The sequence below is a fragment of the Streptomyces sp. NPDC005774 genome (genome assembly GCF_042871645.1).
Classification (GTDB): domain Bacteria; phylum Actinomycetota; class Actinomycetes; order Streptomycetales; family Streptomycetaceae; genus Streptomyces; species Streptomyces pratens.
Genome location: NZ_JBIAIV010000008.1, coordinates 107,970 through 127,383 on the forward strand (window position 1 = coordinate 107,970; position 19,414 = coordinate 127,383).

Below are 19,414 nucleotides of genomic sequence, written 5' to 3' on the forward strand. Positions count from 1 at the left end.
GAAAACAGGGGGAGAGCAGGGGGGAGAGCAGGGGGGAGAGCAGGGGTCGGGGTGTCAGGTGCGCGAGCCCGTCATGGCGAGCGAGTGCAGGAACCGCATCAGCGTGATCAGTACGTCCCGGCTGGAGGCGCGGCGTCGCACATCGCAGTCCATGATCGGGACGTCCTGCGACAGGTCGAGCGCGGTCCGCAGATCCTCGACCGGGTAACGGGGCGCGTCCGGGAAGGTGTTGACGGCGACGACGAAGGGCACGCCGCGTTCCTCCAGCCGTCCCATGACGTCGAAGCTGACCTCCAGGCGGCGCGTGTCGACCAGCACCACCGCACCGAGCGCCCCCTCGAACAGACCGTTCCACAGGAACCAGAAGCGCTCCTGGCCCGGGGTACCGAAGAGGTAGAGCACCAGTTGCTCGGTGATCTTGATGCGGCCGAAGTCCATGGCCACCGTGGTGGCGGTCTTGGACGCGGACCCGAAGTTGTCGTCGACTCCGACGCCGGCCTGGGTCATGGTCTCCTCGGTGGTCAGCGGCTTGATCTCGCTGACCGACCCGACCATGGTCGTCTTGCCGACCCCGAAGCCGCCCACGATCACGATCTTCGCCGCGGCCTCGGCCGTGTGCGGCAGCTGATCCTCGGTCCGTGGGCCCGGGATGGTCTCAGAGCCTTTGAAGTCCATGCATCACCGCTTCGAGAAGGGAACGGTCGGGCAGCGCCTTCCGGACGATCGGGGCGCGCGCCTGCACCAGTTCCGCCGCCAGCATCTCGGTGAGCAGCATGGTCACCACGCCGAACGGCAGGCTGAGGTAGGCCGAGAGTTCGGCCACGGACAGGGGGGCGGCACAGAGCCGGAGCAGTGCCGCCTGCTCGGGCGTGGCGGAGTGCGGGGGGTCCTCGACGCGCGCCACGATCAGTGTCACGAGGTCGAGGTCCGCGCGGTTCCCGTCCGCCCCTGCGACGACGTACAACCGCTCCGGGTTGGGCCGTTCGTCCTCCTTCTTGTCCTGGGCCGGTTGCGGAGGAGGATCCTCCTGCGGGGAGCGCCTCTGGCGTTGCGGAGGAGTCATACGGTCGTCCCGTTCCGGCGGGGCGGGCTGGTGAGATGGGCGCCGATACGGACGACGAGGTCGCGCATCATGGCCCCCATCCGCCCGGGTTCACAGGTCATGTCGGAGAGCACCGCGAGATAGGCGTTGGCGCCGGCGGCCATCAGGTAGAAGTAGCCGCCGTTGATCTCGATGATCACCATCTTCATCTCGCCGTCACTGCGCGGGAGTTCCCCGGCGACGGCACCGGCGAGGCTCTGCACGCCGGCACAGGCCGCGGCGACCCGGTCGGCGGCGTCCGGCTCGCCGCCGAAGCGGGCGATACGCAGGCCGTCGGCCGAGAGCACCACGATCATCTCGACGCCGGGTACGCCGTCGGCGAGCTCCTTGAGCATCCAGTCGAAGTTGGCGCGTTGCTGGATCACTTGAGGTCCCCCTCGTCGTCGGCCTCGGTGCGGGCCGGTTCGTTGATCAGATGCAGGTACGCGGTCGGATTCCGGGTGAAGTCGGTGGGATGGACGCCGGGTTCGAGGTCTTTCTTCAGGCCGTCCCAGAACGCGTCGACCCACAGACCGGGTTCGCGCTCGTCCTTCGGCTCGGCCGGTTCGGGCTCGGGTGCCGGCCAGGGGGACCGGATGGTCTCGCCCCGCTCGGCGGCCTCCCGCTCGGCCCGTTCTTCGGCGGCCTGCTCGGCGTACCGCTGGGTCAGCGACGTCTTCACCCGGCTGCGGCGCTGCGGCAGCCCGTTGGAGGTCCATTCGGTGACCTCGGGGACGTCGTCCTCCATGGAAACGGTGGCGGGGATGCTCGGGCTGGTGGGGCGGCGCTTCTTGGGGACGCGCTTGGGGCCCGGGAGCGCGTCGACCTGCATCGGCACCGCGGTCGCGCCGATGCCGTGGGCGAGACCGACGCCGGGTTCGGTGGTCATCATGTCGCTCGGCACGATGAGGACCGCGCGGACGCCGCCGTAGGCGGAGGCCCGCAGCGAGACCTGCATCTTGTACCCGGAGCAGAGCCGGCCGATGACGGCGAGGCCCAGGCGAGGGCTGGTGCCGAGGTCCTGGAGGTCGACGCCCGCCTTGGCCTGCTCCAGCTTGTCCTCGATCCGGGCGCGTGCCTTCTCGTCGAGGCTGACTCCGGCGTCCTCGATCTCGATGGCGACGCCGGTCTGCACCTCGATGGCGGTGACGTGGACCTTGGTGTGGGGCGGCGAGTAGCGCGTGGCGTTGTCGAGCAGTTCGGCGACGGCGTGGATGACCGGCTCGACGGAGATGCCCTTGATGTTGACCTTGGCGATGGACTTCAGGTCGATGCGCCGGTACTCGAGGATGCGGGACATCGCGCCGCGCAGCACGCTGTAGAGGGCGACGGGCTCGGGCCACTGGCGTCCGGGCCGGCCGCCGCCGAGTACGGAGATGGAGTCGGCGAGGCGGCCGATCAGCGCGGTGCCGTGGTCGATGCGCAGCAGGTCGTCGAAGACCTCGGGATTGCGGCCGTGGTCCTCCTCCATCTCCCGCAGTTCCTTGGCCTGCTGGTGGACGATCGCCTGGACGCGTCGGGCGATGCTGACGAAGGAGCGCTGGGAGGAGTCGCGCAGGGCTTCCTCGTCGTCGATGATCTTCAGCATCGTCTTGAGCAGCTTGATCTGGTACTCGGGCAGATCGCGCCAGGCCGGGTTGACCTCCTTGAGGTGGAGGAGCACTTCCCTGGGAGTGTTTCCGCGGTGCAGGAAGTCCAGGGCCTCGGGGACCACGGCGTCCGCGAAGTGCAGCGTCTCCGTGTCATGGGAGGCGATCCGCGCTTCCAGATACGCGCGGTGACGGTCGTGTTCGGCCCGCTCGTCCCGCAGGACACGGCCGCGGCGCACCGCCTCGGCCGCGGCGGCGATCACCAGCAGGGTGGCGACGACACCACAGGCGCCGACGGCGATCCGGGCGGGCTCCGTCACCAGGGCAACGGCGGCTCCGGTTGCCGCGGCCATCATTATGGCCGGCATCAACAGCACGCGCGCGTAGGGAAGTTCGCGGCGACCGGGCGGGGATTGGACACTCACCATGTAAGCCTCTGAAAACGAATCGACTGGTGGTCGGGGGACATACGGGTGGGGATGGACCGGGAAATCATGGGAATCATCCGCGTAATAGGGAACAGACACACGAATTCATCCCAACTCGGTGCGCTGCGGGCGAGCTTAGTCCGACAGGATCAACGCCGTGTCATATTCGGCAAGTGCCGGAAATGGCCCTTGGGGCAGGAGTACGCTCGAGCTCATTTACACGCCGAGAAACCATTCGAACACACAGTGTAATGGCGTACGGGTGCACGAAAATCACTCACCGTGCAGGGTGAGGAACACCGCCGACGGCCACGGAACCATCCAGTCCCAGGGACGCCGAAGCCCGGCGCGCACGGAGCGCGCCGGGCTTCACCGCGACCCGGACGGGCCGGGCCTGTCGGAGGGGCCGGACCCGTCGGCCGGGTGGGGCGGGGCGGTGCGGGGCACCGGGCGGTCAGCCCACGGAGGAGTAGGCCACCACTCCACGCAGCAGTCCGTCCACCGCCTTGCGGGCGTTCTTCGCGACCGTGGATCCTTCCACCGCCGGTGCCGCGGCCGAGATCTGGCCGAGCACGTCGATGACCTGCTTGCACCAGCGCACGAAGTCCCCCGCAGGCATCTCCACCTCGCGCAGCACCTCGTCGAGGCCCTTGCCGGACGCCCACATGTAGGCCGCCCAGGCGAAGCCGAGGTCGGGTTCGCGTTGGCCCACACCCTCGGTCTGGGTGATCCGGAAGTCCTCCTCCAGGGCGTCCAGCCGCCCCCAGATACGGACCATCTCGCCCAGCGCGGCCTTCGCCCCGCCGGAGGGCACCTTGGGCACCGCCGCGTCGTCGCTGACCCGGGCCTCGTACACCAGCGCCGAGACACAGGCGGCGAGTTCGGCCGGGCCCAGCTGCTCCCAGACGCCCTCGCGCAGGCATTCGCTGGCCAGCAGGTCGAGTTCGCCGTACAACCGGGCGAGCCGCTTGCCGTGTGCGGTGACCTCGTCGCCGCGCAGGTAGTCCAGCTCGGTCAGCAGGGCGACGATACGGTCGAAGGTGCGGGCGATGGTGTTCGTCCGGCCCTCGATGCGCCGCTCCAGCTGCTTGGTGTCCCGCCGCAGCCGGTGATAGCGCTCGGCCCAGCGGGCGTGGTCCTCACGGTCGTCGCAGCCGTGGCACGGGTGGGCACGGATCGCCTTGCGCAGCCGGTCGATCTCCCGGTCGTCGGCCGCCTGGGAGCGCCGCTTGCGATGCCGCTCCGGCTCGATGTGCCCGGCCTTGGTGCGCAGTGCGGAAGCCAGGTCGCGGCGGGACTGCGGCGAGCGCGCATTGAACGACTTCGGAATCCGCATCCGCTCCAGCGCCTCGACGGGCATCGGGAAGTCGATCGACGCCAGCCGCTTGACCTGCCGCTCCGCGGTCAGCACCAGGGGGCGCGGCTCGTCGTGGTACTCGACGCCGCGGTGCCCGCCCGCACGGCCCGCGGGCAGTCCCGGGTCGAGGACCAGCGCCAGCCCGGCGTACTTGCCGGCGGGTACGTGGATGATGTCGCCGGGCTTGAGCTTCTCCAGGGCGACGGCCGCCTCGGCGCGCCGCTGGGATACGCCCTGGCGGGCCAGCTCCGTCTCCCGGTCCTTCAGGTCGCGGCGCAGCCGCGCGTACTCCTCGAAGTCGCCGAGGTGGCAGGTCATCGAGGCCTGGTAGCCCTCGAGGCCTTCCTCGTTGCGCTGCACCTGCCGCGAGATGCCGACCACCGAACGGTCCGCCTGGAACTGGGCGAACGATGTCTCCAGCAGTTCGCGCGAGCGGTGCCGGCCGAACTGCTCGACCAGGTTGACCGCCATGTTGTACGACGGCCTGAAACTGGAGCGCAGCGGATAGGTGCGGGTACCGGCCAGCCCCGCGAGGTGCCCGGGGTCCATGCCGCGCTGCCACAGCACGACCGCGTGACCCTCGACATCGATGCCGCGCCGGCCGGCCCGGCCGGTCAGCTGGGTGTACTCGCCGGGAGTGATGTCGGCGTGCTGCTCGCCGTTCCACTTGACGAGCTTCTCCAGCACCACCGAGCGGGCGGGCATGTTGATGCCCAGGGCGAGGGTCTCGGTCGCGAAGACCGCCTTGACCAGGCCGCGGACGAACAGCTCCTCGACGACCTCCTTGAACGTCGGCAGCATGCCCGCGTGGTGGGCCGCGATGCCGCGCTCCAGGCCCTCCAGCCACTCGTAGTAGCCGAGGACGTGCAGGTCCTCGGTGGGGATGGAGGCGGTGCGCTCCTCGACGAGGGAGCGGACCCGCTCCCTCGCCTGGTCGTCGTTGAGCCGCAGCCCCGCGTACAGGCACTGCTGGACGGCGGCCTCGCAGGCGGCGCGGCTGAAGATGAAGGTGATGGCGGGCAGCAGGCCCTGGGCGTCGAGCCGCTCGATCACCTCGGGCCGGCCCGGTGTCCAGACCCGCGTGCGCTGTCTGCGCTCCCGCTCCCGGTCCGCCTCGCGCATGTTCCGGCCGCGGCGCTTCTCGCCCCACGAAGGGCGAGTCGCCTCCATCCGGGCCATCCGCGTGAGGTCGGGGTTGACGGCCTTCTTCTGGCCCTCGCCCTCCTCGAACAGGTCATAGATCCGGCGCCCGGCGAGGACGTGCTGGAACAGCGGCACGGGCCGGTGCTCGGAGACGATGACCTCGGTGTGGCCGCGGACGGTGTCCAGCCAGTCGCCGAACTCCTCCGCGTTCGACACCGTCGCCGAGAGGGACACCAGGGTCACCGACTCGGGGAGGTGGATGATCACTTCCTCCCAGACGGCACCCCGGAAGCGGTCGGAGAGGTAGTGCACCTCGTCCATGACCACGTAGCCGAGGCCGAGAAGTGTCTGCGAGCCCGCGTACAGCATGTTCCGCAGCACCTCGGTGGTCATCACGACCACGGGGGCACCGGAGTTGACGCTGTTGTCACCGGTGAGCAGACCGACCTTGTCGGCGCCGTAACGGCGGCACAGGTCGGCGTACTTCTGGTTCGACAGCGCCTTGATGGGTGTCGTGTAGAAGCACTTCTTGCCCTGCTGCAGGGCCAGGTGGACGGCGAACTCGCCGACGATCGTCTTGCCCGAGCCGGTGGGCGCGGCCACCAGCACGCCCTTCCCCGCTTCGAGCGCCTGGCAGGCCTCGATCTGGAAGGGGTCGAGACCGAAGTCGTACATCTCGCGGAAGGAGGCGAGTGTGGTGGCCTGCTCGACAGCGCGCCTGCGTGCTGCCGCGTACCGCTCGGCCGGTGAAAGATCCTCTGTCATCGTGCTTTCGAGCGTACCGGGCCGCACCGACAACAGGACGATCATTATCCGGATCCATGCCCGCCGGCCCTCGGTCCGCCCAGCTCAGGGGCGGTTCCGCCCGGCTCAGGGGCGGTTCCGCCCGGCTCAGGGGCGGTTCCGCCCGGCTCAGGGGCCCACGACCCGTACCGCGCCGCGCACACAGCTCGCGGTCAGCGGCAGTGGTCCGAGCGGTTCCCCGTCCGCGTACCCGGTGACCTCCTCGGCGGCCAGCTCCACCCGCGACGCCCGGAACACGCTCACCTCGGGCCGGTCGACGTGCGTTCCGCGGTACACGGTGGGGAAGACCCGCAGCAGTGTGGCCCGGCCGCAGTCACCGACCACCGTGACGTCGAACAACCCGTCGGTGAGGTCGGCACCCGGGCAGATCCGCATGCCGCCGCCGTACGACGCCCCGTTGCCGACGGCGACCAGCGTCGCCTCGACCTCGCGGACGTCGCCGTCGTCGAGGGTGATCCGGTACGGGACCGGACGCAGGGCCGCGAGTTCGGCGACCATGGCGAGGTCGTACCTGAAGCGCCCGGCGGGCAGCCGCATCCGGTTGCCGCGGTCGTTGACCCGGGAGTCGAAGCCGGAGGCGAGGACGGTACCGAACCAGCGGTCGCCGACCCGCCCGAGGTCGATGTCGCGCACCCGCCCGCACTTGAGGGCGTCGGCGATCATCCGGCCGGCGGCGGCCGGTTCCTTCAGCGGCATGCCGAGCGAGCGGGCGAAGTCGTTGCCGCTGCCGGCGGCGATCAGGCCGAGCGGGGTGCCGGTGCCGACGACGGCCTGCAGGGCCAGGTTCGCCATGCCGTCGCCGCCGACGGCGACCAGAGCGCCGGTGCCCGCCTCCACGGCGTCGCGCGCACGGGTGAGCGCGTCCGCGGCGTCCTCACCGAGCACGGTCCGCACCGAGAAACCGGCCGCGCGCAACGCGGAAGCGGCCGGCCGCGCCGCCCGGGCCCCCCGGCCGCGGCCCGCGGTGGGGTTGACGAAGAGGGTGATCTCGCTGGTCACCCCGTGACCCTATGAGCTCGGGCCCGGTGTTCAGGTCACGTCGTCATAACCGTTGACCCGGTCCGTGCTCGTCTGCTCGGGCCGGGCGCTCCTGGCCGGCACGGGTTCGGTCTCGCCGATGTCCTCGGGGGTGAGGTCGAGGTCGGAGGCCTCGTCGTCGGCGGGGCCCATGGCTTCCAGCCGGCGCTTGCGCCGGTCGTTGAACAGGGAGACGCCGACGGCGCCGAAGTACAGGACCCAGATCGGTCCGGCGAGGACCATCATGGTCAGCGGATCGGTGCTCGGGGTGGCCAGGGCCGCGAACAGCGTGATGCCCATGATCATGCCGCGCCACCAGCCGAGCATGCGCTTGCCGGTCAGCGCTCCGGTGAAGTTGAGCATGATCAGCAGCAGGGGCAGCTCGAAGGAGAGCCCGAAGACGATCACCATGCGCGTGACGAGGTCGAGCAGGTCGTCCAGCGGCAGCAGGTTGTCGACGCTGACCGGCGTGAAATCGATGAGCACCTTCGCCGTCGTCGGCAGCACCCGGTAGGCGAAGTAGGCGCCGCCGAGGAAGAGCGGGACGCCCGTGGCGACGAACGCGTAGGCGTACTTCTTCTCGTGCCGGTGCAGACCGGGGGCGATGAACGACCACAGCTGGTACAGCCAGACCGGCGAGGCCAGCACGACACCGGCCATCAGCGAGACCTTCAGCGCCAGGGTGAACGGCGTGATCAGGCCGTTGATGGTGATCTGCGCGCAGGGACCCTCGTTGCGGGTGGAGGCGGCGAGTTCCTCGAAGGAGTATCCGCAGCCGACCGACTTGAGCACCGGGTCGGTGAAGAAGTTGATGATCTCGTTGTAGAAGAAGGCCGCGACGATCGTCACCAGGACGATGGCCAGCAGCGCTTTCGCGAGCCGGTTGCGGAGTTCACGAAGGTGCTCCGCGAGGGGCATCCGTCCCTCGGGATCCCTCTCCTGCTTGCGGGCAGACTTGGGCAACCCACGTTCCCATCTCGTGCGGCGGGCCGGAAAGTGTCCCCCGGCCCTGCGTCAGCGCTTGGTCGTGTCCGTCGGCTCCGTGACCGGGCGGGAGCTGGTCACGTCACCGGGGGCGGCCTGGATGGTGCGCTGCGCCGGGGACTCGTCGCCGGGGGCCGGCGGATCGGCGGGGGCGGAGGACTTGTCCTTGTCCTCCTTCATCGCCTTGGCCTCGCTCTTGAGGATGCGGGCGGACTTCCCGAGCGACCGCGCCATGTCCGGAAGCTTCTTCGCGCCGAACAGCAGGATGATGACGACGAGAATGAGAATGATCTCGGGAGCTCCGAGCTTTCCGAACATTTCTTTACCTTCTCACCGAGGCTGCTGGGGTGGGGGTGCTGCCCTGTCCGACTGTTCGGACACGCGTCCGACGACCGTGTTGCCAGCGATCGTAACTCTCAGGGGTGAACGTAGGGCAATCCCCGTGCGTACTCCCGTCCGCGGTCCGGGCCTCGTTCTTCGAACCGCGGTCAGCAGCGTACCCGCCCAAGTCGGCAACTCGACAGGGCATGCGGCTCGAAGACCGTCCGGGATCCGGTCAGAGCGCTTCCGCGGAGCGGGCCGCGCCGGACGCCGCCCGCTCCAGGTCCTCCGCGGCCCGGCCGATGCGCCGCGCCGAGTCGGTGACCTGTCTGCCGAGCCGCTCCGCCTCGACGAAGACCCGTACGGCGAACACCCCGAGCACCACGAGCCCCAGAAACCCCACCGCAACCGCGAACATCGCCCAGAACATGAGGGCGAGCCTAGACGGTCCCCGCCCGTACGGAACGCCCGGCGCCCGGGAAGGGGGTCTCCGCCGTCCCGCGGCCGCCACCGGCCGTCACGGGGCCGTTACGCCGTTGAGTGCAGCCGCAGGGTGCTGACCCCGCCGCCGGTGAGGAGTTCGACGACCCGCTCCCCCGCCGGCCTGCGGACCGCGGCCTCGCACGCGGGGCAGGTGAACGAGTAGAAGGTGGTGCGCCTGCTGGCACCTATGACCAGCCTCAGCGCGCTCGCGCCCAGCTCGAAACGCCCCCTGCAGTCCGGGCAGCCCGCCCGGAACACGACCGGCGCGACACTCCTCATCCCGGAGAACGCGGACGCCACCGTCATGGCTCGTACTCCAGGGATCGCCGACTCGCTCACAGTCCTCGCTCCTGCCTGTCGTCCTGCCCGCCCCGGACCGCGCACACCGTGTGCAGCCCGCTCATCCGGCCGTCCCGGCGCCGTCGTACGCCGCCAGCGCCTCGCGGGCCGCCCGCCGGGCACTGTCCGCGAGGTCGTCCGGCGCGACGATCCGGCCGTCCTGCCCGAGCCGCAGTGCCAGCCGCTTGAGCGACGCCGGGTCGGGTGTCCGCAAGGTGATGCGCAGCCCGCCGTCGGGCAGCTCGTCCGCGCTGTCGTGCGGGTAGTACTCGGCGACCCAGCGACCGCCCGGCCCGACCTCGACCACGACCTCCGGATCCTCCGCCGCCGGCTGCACCAGCCCCTCCGACAGGTCCCGCAGCTCGACCTCGGGCGGCGCGGACGGCTCGTCGAGGATCCTGATCTCGGCGACCCGGTCGAGCCGGAACGTGCGGCGCGCCTCGGAGCGGCGGCACCAGGCCTCCACATAGGTGTGCCCGACGCTGACCAGGCGGATGGGGTCGATCTCGCGCTCGGTGAGCTCGTCACGGGCGGGCGAGTAGTAGCGGATCCACAGTCTGCGGCGCTCGGCGATGGCCCGGTCGACGTCCGCGAAGACACCGCCCTCGGACTCGAAGGTCACCGACAGCCGGGCACTGGCGCCCGCCGCCTCACCGGCCGCGGTCTCCACCTTGGCGGTGGCCCGCAGCAGCGCCTGCCGGTCGCTCTCACGCAGTCCGGGCAGGGTGGCCACGGCGCGCGCGGCGACGAGCAGGGCGGTGGCCTCGTCCGCGGCGAGCCGCAGCGGCTCGGCGGCCTCCGCCCCGAGCGCGGCCGGGTTGTGCCACCAGATACGCTCCCCGTCGGTGTCGATGTCCAGCAGGTCGCCGCCGCGGAAACTGGTGCCGCACATGGGCAGCACGTCGAGGTCCGAGACCAGCTCGTCCTCGGTGATGCCGAAGGCGCGCGCCACGTCCTCGATCCGGGCGCCCGGACGCTCCCTCAGATACGTGACCAGGGAGAGCATCCTGCGGGTCTGGTCGATGGCGTTCACTGGCCTGACCGGTTTGCCTGCCACGTTCTTGTCCGTCCCCCTCAGCCCTTGGCCACGGCGCGCAGCCGGTCCATCACGTCGGCCCGCAGCTCGGCGGGCTCCAGGACCACCACGTCCGCTCCGAACTCCACCAGCCAGGCGTCCAGGCCGTGCCCGTACGGAATCTCCAACTCTTCCCAGCCGTCGCCGAGTTCCCGCACCGAGGTGGCCTTCGCCCGAAGGGGGTACCCCGCGTCGGTGCGCAGCCGGATCCGCGCGGTGCGGTCGGCGCTCTCCCCCGCCCAGCTCGCGACCGTCTCGCGGACCGTGACGACGTCCGGCACCGGAGCGGTGTACCGGGTGCCGCGCGAGCGCACCTTGCCGGTGATCCGGGACAGCCGGAAGACCCGCTCGGCTCTCCGGTCGCGGTCCCAGCCCGCCAGGTACCAGTGACCGCGCCAGCACTCCAGCGCCCACGGCTCGACGTTGCGCGGTTCGGGCTGCGCGGCGGTGGCCTTGCGGTAGTCGAAGACGACGGGGCGGCGGTCGCGGCAGGCCAGCATCAGCGGTTCGAAGGAGGCCTCGTGCACGGGAATGCGCGGCTCGAGCGCGCTGTGGGCCTCGTAGGGATCGACGTCCTCGGGCAGTCCCGCCGCGCGCAGTTTCTGCAGGGCGCCGCTGGCCGCACCGGCCAGTCTGGCCTGCTGCCACACCTTGGCCGCCAGGCCCAGTGCGGCTGCCTCCTCGGCGTCGAGGGTGATCGGAGGCAGGCGGTTGCTGTCGCGCCGGGCCAGGTATCCGATCTCGCCCTCGAGGTTCTCCACGGTCTCGATGACGAGCCCCAGTTCGCGCAGATCGTCCTTGTCGCGCTCGAACATGCGGTTGAAGGCGTCGTCCGAGGCCGCCTCGAGATAGGCCTCGACGGACTCGCGCAGCTCACGCTTGCTCAGTGGCCGCCGCGTGCCCAGCAGGCACAGCGCCAGGTTCATCAGCCGCTCGGCCTTGGCAATGGCCATCGACGCCCTTCGCCTCCTCATGCTGCTCAGTCCGATGACCGTACCGCCCCGTGGCGGCGCGGCAAAAGCCGAGGGCCCATGCCCGGACAGGCATGGACCCCAGGTGATCGACTCCGGTCGCAACCCGACCCGATGCCGCACGGGCGACCGGTCGGCGATCGGGTGAGTGGTCAGACCCCGAGCAGGTCGACCACGAAGATCAGCGTCTCGCCGGGCTTGATCGCCGGAGTCGGGCTCTGGTTGCCGTAGGCCAGGTGCGCGGGGATGGTCAGCTGACGACGGCCGCCGACCTTCATGCCCTGCACTCCCTGGTCCCAGCCCTTGATGACCCGGCCGCCGCCCAGCGGGAAGCGGAAGGAAGTCCCTCGGTTCCAGCTGGCGTCGAACTCCTCGCCCGTGCTGAAGGCGACACCGACGTAGTGGACGGTGACGGTCTGACCCGCCTGCGCCACCTCTCCGTCGCCCTCCCAGATGTCCTTGATCTCGAGGTCCGCCGGGGGCTCGCCACCCGGGAAGTCGATCTCGGGCTTGTCGATGCTCACGTCTAACGCTCCTGCTTGTTTACGGAAAGGCGAACAGACACAGTCTTACATCACACGCGGTCACAACTTCGCGAGGATGTCGACGGAGAAGACCAGCGTGGAGTCCTTCTTGATGTCGCTGCCCTCCGGCGGCGTGTCGCCGTATCCCAGCTCCGGCGGGATGACGATGAGGACCCGGCTGCCGACCTTCTTGCCGGTCAGCCCCTGCGCCCAGCCCTTGACGACCTGCTGCAGCGAGAACGAGGTCAGCTGCCCCCGCCCGTACGTCGAGTCGAACTCCTTGCCCCCGTCCCACAACACGCCCTTGTACTGCACGAGCACACTGTTGCCGGCGCCGACCTCCTCGCCGTCGCCCTCGAGGATGTAGCTCGACACGAGCTTCTTCGGGGGGTCCGCGTCGGGCATCTCGATGGAGGGCGCCTTGCCGTCCGTGTTCGTGCCGACCTTGGGCAGATCGACGTTGTCCTGGGCGACCTTGTCACCCTCGGCAGAACTCTTCGCGTTGAACGTGTCCTGCACGTCCACCACGAACACCAGGGTGTCGGTGCCCTTGATGCCCGCCTGCTCATTGCCCTGCGTGCCGTAACCCCAGGTGGGCGGGATCGCCATCTGGACCCGGCTGCCGGCCTTCTTCCCCGTCAGCCCGTACCGCCAGCCGTCGATGATGCTGCCCTGGGCCAGCTGGATCGCCAGCGGAGCCTTGCGGTCGTAGGAGTTGTCGAACACCTTCGCGGTGCTCCACACCTGGCCCAGGTAGTGGGCCACCACGAAGTCGTTCTCCGCGATGGCCTTGCCACCGCCCGCGATGACGGTCTTCACCGCGAGGTCCTTGGACGGGTCGCCGCTGCCCTTGGCCACGGTGGGCTTCTCACCGAACTTCACACCCTCGGTGATCGCCGGCAGCGGACCGTCGACGATTTTCGGCGGGGGCGCGGCCGACGCGTCCGGCACGGACGGCGAGGCGCTCTCGCTGGCCTTGCTCGAATCGGACCCGCCGTCGCCGCACGCGGCGAGAGTGGCCAGTCCAGCGGGTACGGCAATGAGAAGTGAGCGTCGGCGCACGGTGGGGGCCTCGTAATCATCGATCTTGTCGGTGGCGTCCGCGCAACTCTACGGCGTGAGAGGGGCGCCGCACTGAGTAACGTACGGCGCCCTTGTGGCGTTCCGAGGTTCGGGAGAACCGCGGAACAACGCGTCTCACATGCCGGCGATCAGCTTCTCCACCCGCTCGTCCACCGACCGGAACGGGTCCTTGCACAGCACCGTCCGCTGCGCCTGGTCGTTGAGCTTGAGGTGCACCCAGTCGACGGTGAAGTCCCGCCGCTGCTCCTGCGCCCGGCGGATGAAGTCACCGCGCAGCCGCGCCCGGGTGGTCTGCGGCGGAACGGACTTGCCCTCGAAGATCTTCATGTCGTTGCAGATCCGGGCGGCCTGCCCCCTCTTCTCCAGCAGGTAGTACAGACCACGACGACGATGGATGTCGTGGTAGGCGAGGTCTATCTGCGCGACCCGCGGATGCGACATGGTCATGTTGTGCTTGGCCCGGTACCGCTCGATGAGCTTGTACTTCATCACCCAGTCGATCTCGGTGCCGATGCGGTCGAGGTCCTCGGCCTCGATCGCGTCCAGCGTGCGGCCCCACAGCTCGAGCACCTGCTCGACCGTTCCGGTGCGGATGCCACGGCGCTCGCAGAAGTCCACCGCCTTCTCGTAGTACTCGCGCTGCACCTCCAGGGCGGAGGCCTCACGGCCGCTCGCCAGGCGGACCTTGCGGCGGCCCGTGATGTCGTGGCTCACCTCACGGATCGCCCGGATCGGGTTCTCCAGCGTGAGGTCACGCATCACCGTGCCCGCCTCGATCATGCGCAGCACCAGATCGGTGGCACCGACCTTCAGCAGCATGGTCGTCTCGGACATGTTCGAGTCGCCGACGATGACATGGAGCCGGCGGTACCGCTCGGCGTCCGCGTGCGGTTCGTCCCTCGTGTTGATGATCGGCCGGGACCGGGTCGTCGCCGAGGAGACGCCCTCCCAGATGTGCTCGGCCCGCTGGCTGACGCAGTACACCGCGCCACGCGGCGTCTGCAGCACCTTCCCTGCGCCGCACAGCAGCTGGCGGGTCACCAGGAACGGGATGAGGATGTCCGCGAGTCGCGAGAACTCCCCGTGCCGGGCCACCAGAAAGTTCTCGTGACACCCGTACGAGTTACCCGCCGAGTCGGTGTTGTTCTTGAACAGGTAGACGTCGCCCGCGATTCCCTCCTCGTGCAGGCGTCGTTCGGCGTCCACCAGGAGTCCTTCGAGAATGCGCTCCCCAGCCTTGTCGTGGGTGACCAACTCGGTCAGGTTGTCGCATTCGGGTGTGGCGTATTCCGGATGCGAACCCACGTCGAGATAAAGGCGGGCGCCGTTGCGCAGAAAGACGTTGCTGCTGCGGCCCCATGACACGACACGGCGGAAGAGGTACCGCGCCACCTCGTCAGGAGACAGACGACGCTGTCCCCTGAACGTGCACGTGACGCCGTACTCGTTCTCCAGCCCGAAAATGCGGCGGTCCATGACTGAACATTACGCCCGATCCCCTGAACCCAAACGGGGTTCGAGGGCACGGTTCGGATCATTTTCCAAACCGGCCGCAACTACGGCCCCGCCTACGGGAACCGCCAATACCCTTCCGGTGCACATCAAAACCAGAAAAGCCACGCCACCCGCGACAGCCGGCATCGCGAAACCCCCCTGTGCGCCGCCCGCCTCGACCACCGGCCCGGCCAGACCCGTCCCCACCGAGGCGCCCACGGTGAACGTCGTCACCAGCCACGAGAACGCCTCCGTGACCGTCCCGGCCGGTGCGTGCCGGTCCACCAGCACGAAGGCACACGCGATCGCCGGAGCCAGGAACACACCGGCGACCACCGCGAGCAGGGTCATCGCCACCGGCCCGGGCATCAGCGTCAGCGGCAGGTAACACACCGCCAGGAAGGCCACCAGCACCTGCAGTCGCCGCGCCGGCTCACCCGCCCACTGCCGCACCCCGTACGCCATGCCGCCGACAAGCGCGCCGAGCCCCAGGCCCGCCATCAGCCAGCCGTACACATGAGCGCCGCCGTGTTCGTCCCCATAGGGCACCGAGGCCACCGTGATGGACCCCAGCGCGATGCCGACGAACAGGAAGGCACCCAGCAGCGCCAGCAGTCCCGGCGAGCGCAGCGCCCCCAGCCAGTGCGCCTCGCGCGGCGCCGACCGCCACGCACGCGAAGGCGCCGACACCACCACGGACAACGCGCCCAGCACCCCCAGCGCGTTCAGCACCAGCAGGGCGACCGCCGGCGACCAGAGCGACGCGCACACCGTGACGAGCAGCGGCCCGACGGTGAACATCACCTCCTGCGCCACCGCGTCCATCGCGTACGCCCGGTGCACCTGGTCCTCGCGGTGCAGCACCGAGGACCACAGGGCCCGCAGCCCGCCCTCCAGCGGCGGCGTGAACAGCCCCGCGGCGGCCACCGCCGCATACGCCGCGGCCCGCGGATCGATCCCCACGAACGCGAAGACCGCCATCGCCAGCGCCGACAGCACCGCGGCGGGCAACTGGACCCGCGGCTGGCCCCGCAGGTCCACGAGCCGCCCCAGCACCGGCTGCCCGACCGCGTTGGCCACGCCGTACACCGCCGCCAGGGCACCGGCCAGACTGTACGAACCGCCCTCCGCGCGGACGAACAACACGATCGCGATGGCCGCGGTCCCGTTGGGCAGCCGGCCCACCAGCGTGCCCACCAGCAGCCGGGCCGCGTGCCGCACCCGGAGGATCTCCAGGTATCCCGTGGCCATGCAGCACCCTCCACTCACCCGCCGGTGCTCCCCCGGAACCCCGACGTTGTACGTATAACCTAGTTCTTCATACGTACCATGTCCGCTGTTCGCCAGTCCAGACGGAGTCCAGTCGAAGGAGCGGTCCCACGGTGGCCCGAGCCCAGACCCGCCCCACCAGCCGGGACGTCGCGCAGGCCGCCGGCGTCTCCCAGGCCGCCGTCTCCCTCGTCATGGGCGACAAATGGCGCGGCCGCGTCTCGGAAACCACAGCGCAACGCGTACGCGAGGCGGCGCACACCCTCGGCTACCGCCCGAACCTGGCCGCCCGCAACCTGCGCCTCGGCCACACCCGCACGGTACTCCTGGTCGTCCCCGCCCTCACCACCGAGTTCTTCGCCGGCGTCTACACCGGAGCCGCGCGCGTCGCCGCCCAGCACGGCTTCGGCGTCGTTCTCTACCCCTCCCCCGAAGGCATCGGCCCCGCCCGCAACCCCTTCGCCTCCGGGCAGGCCGCCCTCGACGGCGTCATCGCCTCCTCCATGGCCGCGGACGCCCTCACCGCGATCCGCGGCGACCAGCTCCCCCTGGTCATGCTCGACAGCGACCCCGGGAGCACCCTGGGCGCCGCGACGGTCAACCTCGACATCGCCGACGGCATCCGCCACATCGCCCGCCACCTCCTGGACCTGGGCCACCGCGACGTCCTCCACCTGGCGGCGGACGTCCCCTCCTGGACCTTCGACGTACGCGCCCGCGAACTGGCGGCCCAGCTGGCCGCGGTCCCCGGCACGACCCTGCGCACCGCCCGGTCACCCATCTCCATCCAGGGCGCCGTCGCCGCCGCCCACGCCGCCCTGGCCACCCCCGGCCGCCCCACCGCCGTCGTCTGCGACGACGACCAGCTCGCCGCCGGCACCTACAAGGCAGCCCGCCGGCTCGGCCTGCGCATCCCCGACGACCTCTCCGTCACCGGCCTCGACGACCTGGCTCTGGCCACGGCCCTCGACCCGGAACTCACCACCGTCCGCCTCGACGCGGAACTCTTCGGCGAACGCGGCATGCAAGCCCTTCTCGCAGTCCTCGACCACCGCACCCCCGACGCCGGCGACATCCCCGTCCACCTGGTGATCCGGGAATCGACGGCCCCGCCCGCCCCACACCCCTGAAACGCCCGGTGGGGGTGCCCGCCCGCACCACGGACTCACACCCCCACCGGGCCGCACAGGCCCACCGGCCCACCGGCCCACCCGAACGAAACGGATGCCGGCCGGTGCTACTCCTTGCCCCCCGGCGTGCCCTCGGACCGACCCCCGGACGCACCTGAAGCTTCGTCCTCCGCCTCCACATCGGCCTCCGCCTCGGACGCCGTCTCCGCACCGCCGACCTCCAGCAGCCGCGCCAGCTGCCGACCGGTGATCCGCTTGAACTTCCGCTGCTGCGGCCGCGTACGGTCCAGCACAGCCACCTCCAGCCGCTCCGCGGGAATCTCCCGCTCACCGCCATTGGTGTCCCGCGACAGCGACTGCACCGCCAGCGCCAGCGCCTCGGCCAGCGTCATGCCGTCCCGGTGCCGCTGGTCCAGATAACCGCTGATCTGCTCCGCGTTACCCCCCACCGCCACCGAGCCGTGCTCGTCGACGATGGAACCGTCGTGCGGCAGCCGGTAGATCTGGTCACCCTCCGGGGTCTCACCGACCTCGGCCACCACCAGCTCCACCTCGTACGGCTTCTCCGCCGCACTCGAGAAGATCGTGCCCAGCGTCTGCGCGTACACGTTCGCCAGACCCCGGGCGGTCACGTCGTCCCGGTCATAGGTGTAACCCCGCAGATCTGCGTAGCGCACACCGCCGATCCGCAGATTCTCGTACTCGTTGTACTTACCGGCGGCGGCGAAACCGATCCGGTCGTAGATCTCGCTGAACTTGTGCAGCGCACGGGACGGGTTCTCGCCGACGAATACGATGCCGTCGGCATACTGCAGCACGACCAGACTGCGGCCGCGCGCGATTCCTTTGCGGGCGTACTCCGCCCGGTCGGCCATCGCCTGCTGGGGTGAGACATAGAACGGCGTCGACACGGGTCAACCGTCCCTTTCTGTCGAAGTCACTGGATGGAGGCTGGATGAAGGACCGTCACCAACGAACCCCGTGCCCTACAGCAGCGCGGCACGCGGACCGTCCGGCTGCTCCAGCCGCCGCTCCAGCACCGACCGGGCGATCCCGGACGCCTCGTCCTCGGTGAGCCGGCGGAAGCCGTCCTCGGTGATCACCGTGACGATCGGGTAGATCCGGCGGGCGACATCGGGACCGCCGGTCGCCGAATCGTCGTCCGCGGCGTCGTACAGGGCCTGCACCACCAGGATGGTCGCCTCGGACTCGCTCAGATCGCTCCGGAAGAGTTTCTTCATGGCACTGCGCGCGAAGACCGACCCGGAACCGGTGGCCGCGTACCCCTGCTCCTCCGAACGCCCGCCCGTGACGTCGTAGGAGAAGATCCGCCCCTTCTCCCGGTCCACGTCGTACCCCGCGAACAGCGGGACCACGGCCAGGCCCTGCATCGCCATCCCGAGGTTGGACCGGATCATGGTCGACAGCCGGTTCGCCTTGCCCTCCAGGGACAGCTGCGCGCCCTCGACCTTCTCGAAGTGCTCCAGCTCCAGCTGGAACAGCTTCACCATCTCCACGGCGAGCCCCGCCGTGCCGGCGATACCCACCGCCGAGTACTCGTCCGCGGGGAACACCTTCTCGATGTCCCGCTGGGCGATGACATTGCCCATGGTGGCCCGGCGGTCACCGGCGAGCACGACACCACCGGGGAAGCTCACGGCGACGATCGTGGTCCCGTGCGGTGCCTCGATCACGCCCTGGATGGGCGGCAGTTGCCGCTTCCCCGGGAGCATCTCCGGCTGATGCTCCGACAGGAAGTCCATGAAGGACGACGACCCGGGAGTCAGGAAGGCAGCCGGCAGACGCCCGGTGCTACGAGTGTTGGCTTCCACGCGATTCCTTCCACGTAAGCGGCAGCCCGCCTTATGGCATCGGGCCGGTCCTTGAACTGCCCCAGCACGGCATTGCAACTGAAGCACAGTACGCCACGGACCCTACCCGTCCTGTGGCAGTGATCCACATGTGCGGCGGGAGCGGCAAGACAGATGCAACAGAGACCGTGCTGCTCCGCGACCATCGCGTCCAGCTCCGCGGGAGCGAGCCCGTACTTGCGCTTGAAATAGCTGATCCGGTTCCGCTCCGCCCGGCAGTCGCGGCAGTAGCTCGACCAGCCGTCCGAGCAGGAACTGTTTCGTTCCCACTCGGTATGCGGCTTCACGGCTTCGCACTGCGGGCACCGCTTGTGACCCGACGGCACCGAAACCTTCTCGCGAACTTTCTTCCCCTTGGCCTCCTGGCGCTGCCTGTAGTACTCGGCAGAGCACTCTCGGCAGTACGCCTGGAGGCCGTCGGGCATGGATTTGTCACTGGCGAAGGCCGATC

At 69.9% G+C, this 19,414-nt stretch carries 20 protein-coding genes; 1 reads left to right on the top strand and 19 read right to left on the bottom strand.

Annotated features, from left to right (window positions below):
* Nucleotides 1-54: 54 nt before the first annotated feature.
* The 16 genes from ACFYQA_RS10265 to ACFYQA_RS10340 all read right to left on the bottom strand — a co-directional run bounded on the left by ACFYQA_RS10265 (nucleotide 55) and on the right by ACFYQA_RS10340 (nucleotide 15,944).
* Nucleotides 55-675, bottom strand: a complete 621-nt coding sequence (locus ACFYQA_RS10265) for an ATP/GTP-binding protein (RefSeq protein WP_386400127.1) — start codon at nucleotides 673-675, stop codon at nucleotides 55-57.
* The gene (locus tag ACFYQA_RS10270; protein WP_386400124.1) at nucleotides 656-1,063 is read right to left on the bottom strand and encodes a DUF742 domain-containing protein; all 408 of its coding nucleotides are present in this window, start codon (nucleotides 1,061-1,063) and stop codon (nucleotides 656-658) included. The genes ACFYQA_RS10265 and ACFYQA_RS10270 overlap by 20 nt, the downstream gene beginning before the upstream one ends.
* A complete protein-coding gene (locus ACFYQA_RS10275) occupies nucleotides 1,060-1,467 on the bottom strand; it encodes a roadblock/LC7 domain-containing protein (RefSeq protein WP_042168469.1) in 408 nt (135 codons plus the stop codon). The genes ACFYQA_RS10270 and ACFYQA_RS10275 overlap by 4 nt, the downstream gene beginning before the upstream one ends.
* A complete protein-coding gene (locus ACFYQA_RS10280) occupies nucleotides 1,464-3,098 on the bottom strand; it encodes a sensor histidine kinase (protein ID WP_388914330.1) in 1,635 nt (544 codons plus the stop codon). The genes ACFYQA_RS10275 and ACFYQA_RS10280 overlap by 4 nt, the downstream gene beginning before the upstream one ends.
* Before the next feature lie 454 nt (nucleotides 3,099-3,552).
* The gene (locus ACFYQA_RS10285) at nucleotides 3,553-6,408 is read right to left on the bottom strand and encodes a DEAD/DEAH box helicase (protein ID WP_388914333.1); all 2,856 of its coding nucleotides are present in this window, start codon (nucleotides 6,406-6,408) and stop codon (nucleotides 3,553-3,555) included.
* A 102-nt stretch (nucleotides 6,409-6,510) separates the two neighbouring features.
* Nucleotides 6,511-7,401, bottom strand: a complete 891-nt coding sequence (locus tag ACFYQA_RS10290) for a diacylglycerol kinase (RefSeq protein ID WP_388914336.1) — start codon at nucleotides 7,399-7,401, stop codon at nucleotides 6,511-6,513.
* Between the two features lie 30 nt (nucleotides 7,402-7,431).
* Nucleotides 7,432-8,382, bottom strand: a complete 951-nt coding sequence (gene tatC / locus ACFYQA_RS10295) for a twin-arginine translocase subunit TatC (RefSeq protein ID WP_388914341.1) — start codon at nucleotides 8,380-8,382, stop codon at nucleotides 7,432-7,434.
* Nucleotides 8,383-8,433: 51 nt separating this feature from the next.
* Nucleotides 8,434-8,721, bottom strand: coding sequence for a Sec-independent protein translocase subunit TatA (tatA, locus tag ACFYQA_RS10300; protein WP_388914344.1), 288 nt, complete (start codon nucleotides 8,719-8,721; stop codon nucleotides 8,434-8,436).
* Between the two features lie 238 nt (nucleotides 8,722-8,959).
* Nucleotides 8,960-9,154, bottom strand: a complete 195-nt coding sequence (locus ACFYQA_RS10305) for a hypothetical protein (protein WP_388914347.1) — start codon at nucleotides 9,152-9,154, stop codon at nucleotides 8,960-8,962.
* 98 nt (nucleotides 9,155-9,252) lie between these two features.
* On the bottom strand, nucleotides 9,253-9,546 hold the full coding sequence (locus ACFYQA_RS10310) for a hypothetical protein (protein ID WP_388914350.1): 294 nt from the start codon (nucleotides 9,544-9,546) through the stop codon (nucleotides 9,253-9,255).
* 61 nt (nucleotides 9,547-9,607) lie between these two features.
* The gene (locus ACFYQA_RS10315; protein WP_332426291.1) at nucleotides 9,608-10,603 is read right to left on the bottom strand and encodes a WYL domain-containing protein; all 996 of its coding nucleotides are present in this window, start codon (nucleotides 10,601-10,603) and stop codon (nucleotides 9,608-9,610) included.
* 17 nt (nucleotides 10,604-10,620) lie between these two features.
* Entirely contained in the window at nucleotides 10,621-11,574 is a 954-nt protein-coding gene (locus ACFYQA_RS10320; protein WP_388914353.1) for a helix-turn-helix transcriptional regulator, read from the bottom strand.
* Between the two features lie 170 nt (nucleotides 11,575-11,744).
* Nucleotides 11,745-12,116: an FKBP-type peptidyl-prolyl cis-trans isomerase gene (locus ACFYQA_RS10325; RefSeq protein WP_386400101.1), complete on the bottom strand. Its 372-nt coding sequence runs from the start codon at nucleotides 12,114-12,116 to the stop codon at nucleotides 11,745-11,747.
* 60 nt (nucleotides 12,117-12,176) lie between these two features.
* Nucleotides 12,177-13,178 (bottom strand): FKBP-type peptidyl-prolyl cis-trans isomerase, encoded by a 1,002-nt coding sequence (locus ACFYQA_RS10330; RefSeq protein WP_388914356.1) that lies wholly within the window; start codon nucleotides 13,176-13,178, stop codon nucleotides 12,177-12,179.
* Between the two features lie 135 nt (nucleotides 13,179-13,313).
* Nucleotides 13,314-14,675 carry a Pup--protein ligase gene (gene pafA / locus ACFYQA_RS10335; RefSeq protein WP_332426295.1) on the bottom strand — a complete coding sequence of 454 codons (1,362 nt, stop codon included), beginning with the start codon at nucleotides 14,673-14,675 and terminating at the stop codon, nucleotides 13,314-13,316.
* 9 nt (nucleotides 14,676-14,684) lie between these two features.
* Nucleotides 14,685-15,944, bottom strand: coding sequence for an MFS transporter (locus tag ACFYQA_RS10340; RefSeq protein ID WP_388914360.1), 1,260 nt, complete (start codon nucleotides 15,942-15,944; stop codon nucleotides 14,685-14,687).
* Between the two features lie 131 nt (nucleotides 15,945-16,075).
* On the opposite strand from ACFYQA_RS10340, the gene ACFYQA_RS10345 reads away from it, so the two are divergent.
* A complete protein-coding gene (locus ACFYQA_RS10345) occupies nucleotides 16,076-17,092 on the top strand; it encodes a LacI family DNA-binding transcriptional regulator (RefSeq protein WP_388914362.1) in 1,017 nt (338 codons plus the stop codon).
* A 107-nt stretch (nucleotides 17,093-17,199) separates the two neighbouring features.
* On the opposite strand, the gene prcA is transcribed toward ACFYQA_RS10345, so the two are convergent.
* From prcA to ACFYQA_RS10360, 3 genes are all read right to left on the bottom strand, one after another.
* Nucleotides 17,200-18,003, bottom strand: a complete 804-nt coding sequence (gene prcA / locus ACFYQA_RS10350; protein ID WP_388914365.1) for a proteasome subunit alpha — start codon at nucleotides 18,001-18,003, stop codon at nucleotides 17,200-17,202.
* Nucleotides 18,004-18,078: 75 nt separating this feature from the next.
* The gene (gene prcB, locus ACFYQA_RS10355; protein ID WP_388914368.1) at nucleotides 18,079-18,924 is read right to left on the bottom strand and encodes a proteasome subunit beta; all 846 of its coding nucleotides are present in this window, start codon (nucleotides 18,922-18,924) and stop codon (nucleotides 18,079-18,081) included.
* On the bottom strand, nucleotides 18,876-19,388 hold the full coding sequence (locus ACFYQA_RS10360; protein ID WP_388914371.1) for an endonuclease VII domain-containing protein: 513 nt from the start codon (nucleotides 19,386-19,388) through the stop codon (nucleotides 18,876-18,878). The genes prcB and ACFYQA_RS10360 overlap by 49 nt, the downstream gene beginning before the upstream one ends.
* Nucleotides 19,389-19,414 lie beyond the last annotated feature (26 nt).